This is a genomic window from Bradyrhizobium sp. LB8.2 (genome assembly GCF_040548035.1).
GTDB lineage: Bacteria > Pseudomonadota > Alphaproteobacteria > Rhizobiales > Xanthobacteraceae > Bradyrhizobium.
In genome coordinates this window covers 16,119-28,341 of record NZ_JBEPQV010000045.1, presented here as the reverse complement: position 1 = coordinate 28,341, position 12,223 = coordinate 16,119, and the positions used below count along the sequence as shown (strand labels likewise).

Annotated in this window: 7 protein-coding genes; 2 read left to right on the top strand and 5 right to left on the bottom strand. The window is 64.7% G+C overall.

All coding sequences use genetic code 11. The features are described from left to right. Positions 1-54: 54 nt before the first annotated feature. A complete protein-coding gene (gene yghU / locus ABIB06_RS35475; protein WP_354053042.1) occupies positions 55-936 on the bottom strand; it encodes a glutathione-dependent disulfide-bond oxidoreductase in 882 nt (293 codons plus the stop codon). Between the two features lie 110 nt (positions 937-1,046). Further along, positions 1,047-2,705 (bottom strand): flavin-containing monooxygenase, encoded by a 1,659-nt coding sequence (locus tag ABIB06_RS35470; protein ID WP_354053041.1) that lies wholly within the window; start codon positions 2,703-2,705, stop codon positions 1,047-1,049. Between the two features lie 247 nt (positions 2,706-2,952). On the opposite strand from ABIB06_RS35470, the gene ABIB06_RS35465 reads away from it, so the two are divergent. Together ABIB06_RS35465 and ABIB06_RS35460 are read left to right on the top strand one after the other, a co-directional pair. Then, the gene (locus tag ABIB06_RS35465) at positions 2,953-4,086 is read left to right on the top strand and encodes a nitronate monooxygenase (protein WP_354053040.1); all 1,134 of its coding nucleotides are present in this window, start codon (positions 2,953-2,955) and stop codon (positions 4,084-4,086) included. A gap of 166 nt (positions 4,087-4,252) precedes the next feature. After that, positions 4,253-5,770, top strand: a complete 1,518-nt coding sequence (locus tag ABIB06_RS35460) for an acetyl-CoA acetyltransferase (protein WP_354053039.1) — start codon at positions 4,253-4,255, stop codon at positions 5,768-5,770. A 56-nt stretch (positions 5,771-5,826) separates the two neighbouring features. Here the strand turns inward: ABIB06_RS35460 and ABIB06_RS35455 are convergent, their stop codons facing one another. The 3 genes from ABIB06_RS35455 to ABIB06_RS35445 all read right to left on the bottom strand — a co-directional run bounded on the left by ABIB06_RS35455 (position 5,827) and on the right by ABIB06_RS35445 (position 12,132). After that, positions 5,827-7,029, bottom strand: a complete 1,203-nt coding sequence (locus tag ABIB06_RS35455) for an efflux RND transporter periplasmic adaptor subunit (protein ID WP_354070085.1) — start codon at positions 7,027-7,029, stop codon at positions 5,827-5,829. Then, complete coding sequence (locus ABIB06_RS35450; protein ID WP_354053037.1) at positions 7,016-10,195, bottom strand: efflux RND transporter permease subunit; 3,180 nt, start codon at positions 10,193-10,195, stop codon at positions 7,016-7,018. Before ABIB06_RS35450 ends, ABIB06_RS35455 begins: the two co-directional genes overlap by 14 nt. 245 nt (positions 10,196-10,440) lie before the next feature. Then, the gene (locus ABIB06_RS35445) at positions 10,441-12,132 is read right to left on the bottom strand and encodes a methyl-accepting chemotaxis protein (RefSeq protein ID WP_247441484.1); all 1,692 of its coding nucleotides are present in this window, start codon (positions 12,130-12,132) and stop codon (positions 10,441-10,443) included. Positions 12,133-12,223: the final 91 nt, after the last annotated feature.

Below are 12,223 nucleotides of genomic sequence, written 5' to 3'. Positions count from 1 at the left end.
TCCGACCTCTCCCCGCTTGGGGCCGCAAGCGGGGCGAGTTGAAGCAAGCACCACCTACGACGCGGCCACCTCGCCGATCTTGTCCTGCGTCTTGGTCTCAAAATCGCCGGCATCATGCCGCTCGTGGAGCTGGCTGGCGGGATCGCCGGAGACGCGGTTGACCATGCGGCCGCGCTTGACGGCCGGGCGCTTGGCGATCTGGTCGGTCCAGCGCTGCACGTGCTTGTAGTCCTGCACGGACAGGAATTCGCCCGCGCCATAGACCAGCCCCTTGGCGAGCGCGCCATACCAGGGCCACACCGCCATGTCGGCGATGGTGTATTCGCTGCCGGCGAGATATTCATTGTCGGCGAGCCGGCGGTCGAGCACGTCGAGCTGGCGCTTGGTCTCCATCGCAAAACGGTCGATGGCATATTCGATCTTGGTCGGCGCGTAGGCGTAAAAGTGGCCGAAGCCACCGCCGAGATAGGGCGCGCTGCCCATCTGCCAGAACAGCCACGACATCGCTTCGGTACGGCTCTTGATGTCCTTCTGCAGGAAGGCGCCGAACTTCTCCGCGAGATAAAGCAGGATCGAGCCGGACTCGAACACCCGGATCGGCTCCGGGCCTGAGCGGTCCATCAGCGCCGGGATTTTGGAATTCGGATTGATGTCGACAAAGCCGCTGCCGAACTGGTCACCATTGCCGATCTTGATCAGCCAGGCGTCGTATTCCGCGCCCTTGTGGCCGAGCGCCAGAAGCTCCTCCAGCATCACGGTGACCTTGACGCCGTTCGGCGTCGCCAGCGAATAGAGCTGTAAGGGGTGGCGGCCGACCGGCAGCTCCTTGTCATGCGTGGGACCGGCGATCGGGCGGTTGATGCTGGCGAACTGCCCGCCGTTCTCCTTGTTCCAGGTCCAGACCTTGGGCGGCACGTAGGCGGGGGCGTCAGTCATGCAAAGCTCTCCGGCGGGAAGATGCGTCTGCATTAATTAGCGCGCAAATGGCGAATGACAAGCCTGCCCGGTCTGCGCCCGGCGCGGACCTCAGTCCGGCCGCATGCAGCCTAGCGCGTCACCAGCCTGCGCGGCCGGGCTTCGGCTTCCATCACGAACCCCTCATATCCCTTCGCCGCGACCTCGTCGCAGATACGACGGTAGACGCCGACGCCGCCGATATAGGGCATGAAAATGCGCGGCTTGCCGGGGATGTTGGCACCCATGTACCAGGAATTGGCCTGCGGATAGAGCGTGCCATGGGCGACCTCGTTGACATGGGCGACCCATTTGTCCTCGGCTTCCCCATCCGCCTCCATCGTGGCAAGGCCCTGCTTGCGCATGTGGACGAGGCTGTCCGCGATCCAGTCGGCATGCTGCTCGATCGACACGATCATGTTCGAGAGCACCGAGGGGCTGCCGGGGCCGGTGATGATGAAGAGGTTCGGAAAGCCGGCGCTCATCAACCCGAGATAGGTCTTGGGGCCTTCCGCCCATTTCCGGTTCAGCGTCTGTCCGCCCGGACCTCGGATGTCGATCTTCGCGACCGATCCGGTCATGGCGTCGAAGCCGGTCGCGAGCACGAGCGCGTCGACCTCGTGGTCCTCGCCTCCGACACGGACGGCATTCGCCGTGATCTCCTGGATCGGGTTGCTCTTGATATCGACCAGCGAGACGTTCGGCCGGTTGAAGGTCGCGAAATAATCGGTGTCGATGCAGATGCGCTTGGTGCCGATCGGATGGCTATCCGGCTGCAGCAGCCTTGCCGTCTCGGGATCCGTCACGATCTCGCCGATCTTGCCGCGGACGAAATTCGCGGCGGTGTCGTTCGCCGACAGCGCGAGGCCGAGATTGTTGTAGGCATACATGAAGGTGAGACCACCGCGCTCCCAGCGCGCCGCGTATTTTTCGCGCCTGACATCGTCGCTATCATCGAGCGCGCCGCGGTCGGGCTGCTCGGCGAAAATACCGTTGCGCGCGACTTCGCGGGCGAAGCGGCGGATCTCGGGATAATTCTTGCGGAACGTGTTGCGCTCCTGGTCGGTCAACGCGGCATTGCGGGCGGGAATGGAAAAATTCGCAGTGCGCTGAAACACTGTCAGATGTTTTGCCTGTTCGGCGATGACGGGCGCCGACTGAATGCCTGACGATCCCGTTCCGATCAGGCCGACGCGCAAGCCGGTGAAATCAACGTCTTCGTGCGGCCAATTGCCGGTGTGATAGACGGGACCTTTGAAGTTATCGAGACCCTTGATGTCGGGCTTGCGCGCATTCGAGAGACAGCCGGTCGCGAGCACGACGAATTGCGCCTGAACCGTTTTGCCGTCGGACGTCGTCACCGCCCAGCACCTCGCATGTTCGTCGAACATCGCGCGCTCGACGTTGGTGTTGAACTGGATGTCCCGGCGCAGATCAAACCGGTCAGCGACGTGGTCGACGTATTTCAAAATCTCCGGCTGCGATGCGTAGCGCTCGCTCCAGTCCCATTCCTGCTGGAGTTCTTCCGAGAACGAATAGGAATATTGCATGCTCTCGACGTCGCAACGCGCACCGGGATAGCGATTCCAGTACCAGGTGCCGCCGACGCCGCCGCCCTGCTCGTAGACTCGCGCCGAGAAACCGAGCCCGCGCAAGCGGTGCAGCATGTACATGCCGGCGAAGCCCGCGCCGACGACGATCACGTCGTAGGATTCCGTGGTCGGAGACGGATTCGCTTGCGCTGGCGACATCGACTGGCGCTCCCTTTTCTGTTGTTGTGGGCCAGCATTCGCTCGCGCATCCGAAAGCGCAAGAGGCAAATCGGCCGGCTCTGATCTGCTTATTTTGTACAGCGGAATGGCTCGTCTGCCGCGCGGCGCCTGCGCGCAAGATGCGTGGCCGAATCCGGCGTGGCATCGCGGACGACGATGGGCTAGCGTCGAGTGGTCTTCGCTGCAGAATGCAACAACAGCAACGCGAGGCCGCCGGGAGGGAACGATGAAATCGCCGATCTGCGATATGCTGGGCATCGAGTTCCCGCTGCTCGCCTTCAGCCATTGCCGCGATGTCGTCGCCGCCGTCAGCCGCGCCGGCGGCTTTGGCGTGTTAGGTGCGACCGTGCACACGCCTGATACCCTCGAACGCGAGCTGAAATGGATCGACGACCACGTTGAGGGCAAGCCTTACGGTGTCGACGTGCTGATCCCGGAAAACATTTCGACCGCGGGTGAGAAGGACGTCACCTGGAAGAGCCTTGAAGCACGCGTGCCGCAGGAGCATCGCAACTACACGCGCGATCTCCTGAAGAAATACGGCATCGAACTCACGACCACTGAGGTGGCTGACGACCAGCCGCAGCCATTCGATGCCAGGACCGCGTTGGAGCTGCTGGAGGTCTCGTTCAACCACCCGATTCGCCTGATCGCCAATGCCCTGGGCGTGCCGCCGAAGGCCATGATCGAGATGGGCAGGAAGCACGGCGTGCCGGTTGCCGCTCTGGTCGGCGCCAAGGAGCATGCGCTACGACAGGTCGCGGCCGGCGTCGATATCCTCGTGGTCCAGGGCACCGAAGCGGGCGGCCATTGCGGCGAGGTCTCCACCATGGTGCTGGTGCCGGAGGTGATCAAGACGATCAAGCCGATCCGCGACGTGCCGGTGCTGGCCGCCGGCGGCATCATGACCGGACGGCAGATGGCGGCCTGCATGGCCATGGGTGCGGCCGGCGCCTGGACCGGCTCGGTGTGGCTTGCCACCGTCGAGGCCGAGACCACGGAAATCTTTCGTGAGAAGATGATCGCCGCATCATCGCGCGATGCGATCCGCTCGAAAGGGCGTACGGGAAAGCCGGCCCGACAACTCCGCTCGGTCTGGACCGACGCCTGGGATCGCGCACCCGAGAGCCCCGGCGCATTGCCGATGCCGCTACAAAGCATCGTCAGCCGCGACGCCTTCAACTCGATCGACCGCGCCGCGGCGAGCGGCAACGCGAGGGCGCGGGATCTCGTCAGCTATTTCGTCGGCCAGGGCGTCGGCCTGATCGACAGCGTGAAATCCGCAGGCGCCGTGGTGCAGGAGTTCAAGGAAGAGTTTGCCGAAGCCGTCGAGCACATGAATGCGCTGGTGGCGGAGTGATTGCCCGCGGCCCATCCTTCGAGGCTCGCCCGGCGGCGCACGCGCCGCTCGGCTCGCACCTCAGGATGACGCGGTATCTGTAGCCGTCATCCTGAGGTGCCGTAGCGCAGCGAAGGCCTCGAAGGACGACGGCGTGCCCAAGATCTGAAACGTGAAGCAAACAGAAATGACGAACTCCTCTATCCCCCCAAACCGCATCCCCGTCATCGTCGGCATCGGCGAGATCGTCGATCGCCCCAAGGAGATCACCGACGGCCTCGAGCCGCTTGATCTGCTCGAACAGGCGCTGCGACGTGCCGAACAGGACGCCGGCGCCAAACTGCTCGGCGAGGTGCAATCGCTCGACGTCGTCAACTTCCTGAGCTGGCGTTATCGCGATCCGGAGCAGCTGCTGGCGAAACAACTCGGCATCACGCCGGCGCATTGCTATTACGGCCCGGTCGGCGGCGAAAGCCCGATCCGCTACGTCCACGAGGCAGCAAAGCGCATCGCGCGCGGCGAATGCACGGTGGCCGCGGTCTGCGGCGCGGAGGCGCAGTCGACCGCGACCAAGGCCGAGCGCGCCGGGGCCAAGCTGCCCTGGACGCCGTTCGCCCATGACGTCGAGGAGCCGAAGCGCGGCGCGGCGTTCCAGAAGCCGTTGGCCGTGAAGCTCGGTGTGTTCCGCCCCGTCACCGTATACCCGTTCTATGAGACCGCCTCCTCCGCGCATTGGGGCCAGACGCCGCGCGAAGCCATGGCAGAGTCCGGCACGCTATGGTCGCGCTATTCCGAGGCCGCGGCGCAAAATCCCAACGCCTGGCTCAAGCGGCGCTACGCGCCGGACGAGATCACGACGCCGACGGCGGACAATCGTCTCATCGCGTGGCCCTACAACAAGCTCATGGTTGCCAACCCCAGCGTCAACATGGGCGGTGCGCTGCTGCTCACCAGCCTCGCCAGGGCTCGCGCGGCCGGCATTGCCGAAGACAAGCTGGTCTACCCGCTCGGCGGCGCCTCTGCGGAAGAACCGCGCGACTATCTCCTGCGCGACCAGTTTTACGAGAGCCATCCGCAGAATGCGGTGCTGAAAGCCGCGATGGACCTCGTCGGCGGCGACGGCAAGAAGTTCGACGCGATCGAACTGTACAGCTGCTTCCCGTGCGTGCCCAAGATGGCGCGGCGGACGCTGGGTTTAGGCCCCGACGTACAGCCGACCGTGACCGGCGGCCTCACCTTCTTCGGCGCGCCGCTCAACACCTACATGACGCATGCAGCCTGCGCGATGGTGCGGCGTGTGCGCAACGGCGCAAAACTCGGCCTGCTCTACGGCCAGGGCGGCTTCGTCACCAAGCACCATGCGCTGGTGGTGTCGAAGGTGCCGCCGCGCGAGGCATTGGCACAGGAGACCAGCGTGCAGGCGGAGGCCGACAGCAACAAGCGCGCGGTGCCGGAGTTCGTCACGGACGTCACAGGCAGGGGCAAGGTCGAGAGCTTCACGGTGCTCTATGGCCGCGGCGGCGATGTCGAGCACGGCGTGGTGATGCTGCGGACGGAAGATGACCGGCGCACGCTGGCGCGGATACCGGCGGGCGACGGCGCCAAGCTGGCGCATCTGCTCGACATGGATCGAACGCCGGTGGGTTCGCTGGGCGAGATCACGATGGCCGCCGCGGATGGCGTGCCGGAGTGGAGGGTGGCGTAACTCTCGTAGGGTAGGCAAAGGCGCTCTTGCGCCGTGCGCACCCCACGAAATCGAAGCTACCCCTTCGGCGCCTGCTTCTCCGACGCCGTCGCCGGCTTGCCCTTGGCGCCGGCGCCGGTCACGCGGACCAGGTCGCCGTCGGAAAGTCCGTCCGGCGGTGCGGTGATGACGCGGTCATCCGCTGCAATTCCTGAGGCGAGCTCGATCTCGCGGCCGAGGTCGCGCGCGATGGTCACGGGCTTGAACAGGACCTTGTCGTCGACACCGACAGTCGCGACGCGCAGGCCGCTGCTGTTGAAGATCAGCGCGCTGGCGGGAATGCTGAGCGGCGCGGAGTCGCGCTGCAGGCTGAGCTTGACGCTGGCGTAACCGCCGGGCATCAGCTCGCCCGAGGAATTGTCGAGACCAAGCTGCATGCGCGTCGTGCCGGAGGCGACGTCGACGGCTTGCGAAGAAGCCTCCACCGTCGCCTGGAAGGTCCGGTTCGGATACTCCGGCAGCACGATGCCGGCCTTGGCGCCCATCTTGATCGCGGGCACGTAATTTTGGGGAACGTTGACGTAGACGCGCAGCTTGGTGATGTCGGAAACCACGAACATCGCCGGACCCGAGCCGCCGCCCGCGTTGATCAGCGCTCCGACGTCGGTATCGCGCGCGGTGACGACGCCGTCGAATGGCACGGTGATCTTCTTGTAGCCTGCGAGCGCCTCGAGCCGCTCGACGTTGGCCTGCCCCGAATGCACGGCGGCGTTCTTGTTGGAGAGATCGGCGGTGCGCTCGTCGATTTCCTGCGCCGAGACGAAGTTGGATGCGACCAGCGTCTTGCGGCGGTTGAGCGTCGCCTCCGACAGCCTGGCGCTGGCCTGTTGGCTGGCGAGGTCGGCGCGGGCCTGCAAGAGCTGCTGATCGAGGTCGGGTGCCTCGATCTCGGCGATCACCTGACCGGCCTTGACGCGCGCGCCGATGTCGGCGCTCCAGCTCTTCAGGTAACCCGATACGCGCGCGAAAATCGGTGCGCGGGAATAGGCTTCCAACCGGCCCGGCAGATCGAGGCTGGCGTGGAGGGCCTTGGCGTTGGGTAGCGTCACCGCGACGCTGGGAACGGCCTGTTCGTCGGTCCACTCCTTCAGCTTGGAGCCCTGCTCCTCGCGCGCGCGAATGCCGGTGCCGACCACGAGGCCTGCCGCAATCAGCGCCACCACGCCAAAAATGCCCAGTTTCCGGTGCGATACCGGGGAGCGGGGTTCAGTGGGCGACATGCGGGGTCTCCAGGGAGGCGGCGGCTTTGGCGCCTTGCTTCTTGTGTACCATACTGAACACCACGGGAACAAACATCAGGGTGGCGAAGGTCGCAAAGATCAGGCCGCCGATCACGGCGCGGCCGAGCGGCGCATTCTGCTCGCCGCCCTCGCCCAGCCCCAGGGCCATCGGCGCCATGCCGATGATCATGGCGAGTGCAGTCATCAGCACCGGGCGGAACCGGACGACGCCGGCTTCGAGCGCGGCTGCGATGGGATCGCCAAGCTCCTCGTAGCGCTCGCGGGCGAATGAGATCACGAGCACGCTGTTGGCGGTGGCGACGCCCATGCACATGATGGCGCCGGTCAGCGCCGGCACCGACAGCGTCGTTTCGGTCGCGAACAGCATCCAGACGATGCCGGCGAGCGCGGCCGGCAGCGCCGTGATGATCACGAAGGGATCGGACCAGGACTGGAAGTTCACGACGATCAGGAAGTAGATCAGCACGACCGCCCCGAGCAGGCCGAACAAGAGGCCGGTGAAGGCGCTGTTCATGGTCTGCACCTGGCCGAGCAGCACCACGGAAGAGCCTTTCGGCACCTCCTTTGCGGTGTCGGCGATCGCCTGCCGGATGTCGACGGCAACCGCACCGAGATCACGACCCGAGGTCGTGGCGAAGATCTGCACCATCGACTGGATGTCGTATTGCGAGACCACGGCGCTTGACGCCGAGCGCTTGATGTCGGCGATGCCGCCCAGGATCGGCGACTGCGAATTGCCGGCGGCCGTGATCGGCAACGTCTGCAGCGCGCTAAGCGAATCCATCTGGTATTGCGGCGTCTGCATCACGATCGAATAGGACACGCCGTTATCCGGATTGAGGTAGTAGGTCGGCGCCACCTGCGAGGAGCCGGCAAGGTTGACCACGAGACTATTGGTGACGTCGCGCTCGGTCAGGCCGACATATTGCGCGCGGGTGCGATCAACATCGATGTTGAAGGTCGGATTGTTCGGCGACTGCTGGATGCGCGCATCCGCGACGCCGGGAATCCGCCGCACCCTGGCCAGGAGCGTGTTTGCGTAGGCAAAGTTGGCGCTGAGATTGGCGCCGCGGATCTGGAGGTCGATTGGCGCCGGCGCACCGAAGTTCAGAATCTGGCTGACGATGTCGGCGGGCAGGAAGGCGAAGCTGACCCCGGGGAACAGCCGCGGCAATTGCTCACGCAGCACGCGGACATGCTCCTCGGTCGGCTTGTGGCCCTCTTTCAGCTTGATCTGGATGTCGCCGTCCTGCGGGCCGATCACGCCGGTATTGTTGTAGGTCATGTTGATGCCGGAGATTGGCATGCCGATGTTGTCGGTCAGCGTTTCGATCTCGCTCGGGATCAGCTTGCGGATCGCCTTCTGCACGTCGGCGAGCTGGTTGGCGGTCTCCTCGACTCGGGTGCCGACCTGGGTGCGGACGTGCATCAGGATGTTGCCGGCATCGACCGCAGGGAAGAAATTGCGCCCGAGGAACGGCACCAGCGCGAAGGACGCGCCGACCACGCAGAGGAAGCCGATCACGAACACCGGGCGATGTGCCAGCGCGAGCCCGAGGAAATTGTGGTAGCCGCTGCGAATGCGTTCGAAGCGAGCCTCGAAGCCGCGCTGCAACCACACCAGCGGATTGCGCGACTTCGGCGGCGCGCCCTCGTGATGCACATGTGGCTGCAACAGATAATTGGCCATGGTCGGCACGAGCGTGCGCGACAGCAGGAACGACCAGATCATCGCGAACATCACCGCTTCCGCCATCGGCACGAACAGGAAGCGCGCCACGCCGGTGAGGAAGAACATCGGCACGAACACGATGCAGATGCAGAGCAGCGAGACGAAGGCCGGCGTCACGATCTGGTTGGCGCCGTCGAGGATCGACTGCTCGACGGGCTTGCCCTGCTCCAGATGATAATTGATGTTCTCGATGGTCACGGTGGCGTCGTCGACGAGGATGCCGACCGCGAGCGCCAGGCCGCCGAGCGTCATGATGTTCAGCGTCTCGCCGATCGCCGACAGCATGATGATGGCGCCGAGAACGGAGAGCGGGATCGAGACCGCGATGATGACGGTCGAGCGCCAGCTGCCGAGGAACAGCAGGATCATGACGCTGGTGAGCAGCGCCGCGATCACGCCTTCGAACGCGACGCCTTCGATGGCGCCGCGGACGAACACCGATTGATCACCGATGAAGCCGATCTTGAGCGCGTCCGGCAGCTGATCCTTGACGTCGATCACCTTCTGCTTGATGCCCGCGATGATGTCGAGCGTCGAGGTCGCGCCCGCCTTCAGCACCATCATCAGCACTGAGCGGTTGCCGTCGACATGGACGATGTTGGTCTGCGGCGGGTTGCCGTCACGCACGGTCGCGACGTCGCGCACATACACCATCGCACCGTTGACGGTCCGGATCGGCAGATTGCCGAGCTCGTCGATTTTCAGCGGCGAGTTGTTGAGCTGGATGATGTACTCGAACTGGCCGATCTTCTGCGTTCCGACCGGCGTGATCAGGTTCTGGGCTGCAAGTGCGTTGGCGACGTCCTGGCCGGAGAGACCGCGAGCCTGGAGCGCGGTCGGGTCGAGGTCGATCTGGACCTGGCGCTGCTTGCCGCCGAACGGATAGGGGATCGCTGCGCCGGGCACTGTGACCAGCGGGGTGCGGAGCTGGTTGATGCCGATATCGGCAAGGTTCTGCTCGGTGAGGCCGTCACCCGACAGCGCCACCTGGATGATCGGCACGGTCGAGGCGGAGTAGTTCAGGATCAAGGGCGGCGTCGCGCCCGGCGGCATCTGCTTGATCAGCGTCTGCGAGATCGCCGTGACCTGCGCGTTGGCAGTGCGGATATCGACGTTCGGCTGAAAGAAGATCTTGATGATGCCAAAGCCGTTGTAGGAGTTGGCGGTGATGTGCTCGATGTCGTTGACCGTCGTGGTCAGCGCGCGCTGGAATGGCGTCGTGATGCGGCCGGACATCTGGTCGGGCGGCAGGCCGGTGTACTGCCAGACCACGCCGATCACGGGGATGCGGATGTCCGGAAAGATGTCGGTCGGCGTCCGCAGCGCCGCCAGCGGGCCGATGATCAGAAGCAGGAGCGCGAGCACGACAAACGTGTAGGGCCGGCTCAGGGCAATACGAACCAGAGCAATCATTCGCCAGGCAATTCCAAATCAGGGACAGGAAACACCGCCCCCGCGGGTTCCATGGCTGATTTACCTGAAGACCGCCCAAATGGCCAACGACGCTGCGTCACGTGCGGTCAATTCCGCGCTATTGCACTGCGAAACAGCATTCCAGATATGCAGCTCGCGCCCGAAAGGCGACAGAAGCCGCTTTCCTGCGCGTAAAAAAGCGGCGCCCGAAGACGCCGCTTTCAGGAATTCCGTGCCTGCCCGGCCTACGCCGCGCGAACGTTGGTCAGGAACTTGCTGACCTCGGTCTTGAGCCGGCCCGAGTCGTTGGACAGCATCTGCGCTGCCGACAGCACCTGCGAGGACGCCGAGCCGGTTTCGGTCGCGCCGCGCTGCACGTCGGTGATGTTGGACGAAACCTGCTGGGTGCCCTGGGCGGCCTGCTGGACGTTGCGGGCGATTTCCTGGGTCGCAGCGCCCTGCTCTTCCACCGCGGCCGCAATCGCCGAGGAGATCTCCGACAAACGCTCGATGGTCGAGGAGATCTCCTTGATGGCGCCGACCGAGTCGTTGGTCGCCGCCTGGATGCCGGCGATCTGCTGGCCGATCTCGCCGGTCGCCTTCGCGGTCTGTTCTGCGAGCGCCTTCACCTCGGAGGCCACCACGGCGAAGCCGCGGCCGGCTTCGCCGGCACGGGCGGCTTCGATGGTCGCGTTCAGCGCCAGAAGGTTGGTCTGGCCGGCGATGGTGTTGATCAGCTCGACGACGTCGCCAATGCGCGAGGCAGCCTTTGAGAGCTCGCTGACGCGCTCGGTGGTGGCGCGGGCCTGGCCGACGGCATCGCCCGCCATCCGCGCCGATTCCTGCACCTGACGGCTGATCTCGCCCACCGATGAAGCCATCTCCTCGGTCGCCGAGGCCACCGACTGCACGTTGGTCGAGGCTTCTTCCGAAGCGGCGGCAACCGTGGTCGCCAGCCGCTGCGAGCGGTCGGCGGTCGAGGTCAGCGTCGAGGCCGAGGCTTCGAGCTGGGTCGAGGCCGACGACACGGTCTGCACGATCTCGCCGATCATGGTTTCGAATTCGCGGGTGACGTTGTCGACGCGGCGGCCGCGCTCGATCTTGGCTTCGGCATCGGCGGCCGCGGCCTCGTCGGCGGACTTCTTGGCGATCAACGCTTCCTTGAATATCTGGAGCACGTCGGCCATGGCACCGATTTCCGTCTTCTCGCCGCGATGCGGGACTTCGGCGGAAAGCTCGCCCTTGCCAAGCGCCTGCATCGGCTCGGTGATCGAGTTGATGCCGCTCGATACGTCATGGACGAGATAGAAGCCGACGCCGGTGCCGATGACGACCGCAGCGCCTAGAATGATCGAGACCAGCATGAAAGCAAAGGAATAGCTGTTGGCGGCATCCTGGGCGGCCTGGTCGCCGCCCTTGGTGTTGAGCTCGATGTCCTTGCGCAAGACCTCATCGGCTTGCAGTCCAATCTTGTTGACGGTCTTGGTGTTCAGCTCATGCGCCTCGTGCGGGACCTTGCCGGCCTCCTTGCGTGAGAGCGCCATGACTTCCTGGGTGCCCTTCTTGTACTCGTCCCACAGCTTGGACCACTCGCTGTACATCGCCCGCTCTTCAGGCGAGGTAATCATGGGCTCGTAGACCTGACGGAACTTGGTGTTGGCCTCGACCACCGTCGCAAGCGTCTTCTCCGACGCGAGCTTCTCTTCGAGAGTCTCCGACAGCATGTGCTCGCGGATCACGTTGCGGTAGGTGATCACGCCGGCGCGCAGATCGCCGAGCACCCGCACGCTCGGCAGCCAGCTCGTGGTGATGTCGACCGTATTGGCGTTCATCGACCGCATCTTCATGACGGCGAGCAGACCCATGCCGGTCATTGCGACCAGCAGGAGCGCCACGACACTGATGATCTTGGCGCGGATGGAAATGGTGGCGAGCATAATCGGGTCTCTTTGTGCTGGCGCGGCGGGGCGTCCGGAAGTTCTACGAATCAACCAAAGGGAGCAGCACCGACATCCAACACCAGAGCAC

What these genes read in the sequence shown, in the direction of transcription:
- yghU (WP_354053042.1), bottom strand. Translation starts at nt 936, where the DNA reads ATGACTGACGCCCCCGCCTACGTGCCGCCCAAGGTCTGGACCTGGAAC.
- ABIB06_RS35470 (WP_354053041.1), bottom strand. Translation starts at nt 2,705, where the DNA reads ATGTCGCCAGCGCAAGCGAATCCGTCTCCGACCACGGAATCCTACGAC.
- ABIB06_RS35465 (WP_354053040.1), top strand. Translation starts at nt 2,953, where the DNA reads ATGAAATCGCCGATCTGCGATATGCTGGGCATCGAGTTCCCGCTGCTC.
- ABIB06_RS35460 (WP_354053039.1), top strand. Translation starts at nt 4,253, where the DNA reads ATGACGAACTCCTCTATCCCCCCAAACCGCATCCCCGTCATCGTCGGC.
- ABIB06_RS35455 (WP_354070085.1), bottom strand. Translation starts at nt 7,029, where the DNA reads ATGTCGCCCACTGAACCCCGCTCCCCGGTATCGCACCGGAAACTGGGC.
- ABIB06_RS35450 (WP_354053037.1), bottom strand. Translation starts at nt 10,195, where the DNA reads ATGATTGCTCTGGTTCGTATTGCCCTGAGCCGGCCCTACACGTTTGTC.
- ABIB06_RS35445 (WP_247441484.1), bottom strand. Translation starts at nt 12,132, where the DNA reads ATGCTCGCCACCATTTCCATCCGCGCCAAGATCATCAGTGTCGTGGCG.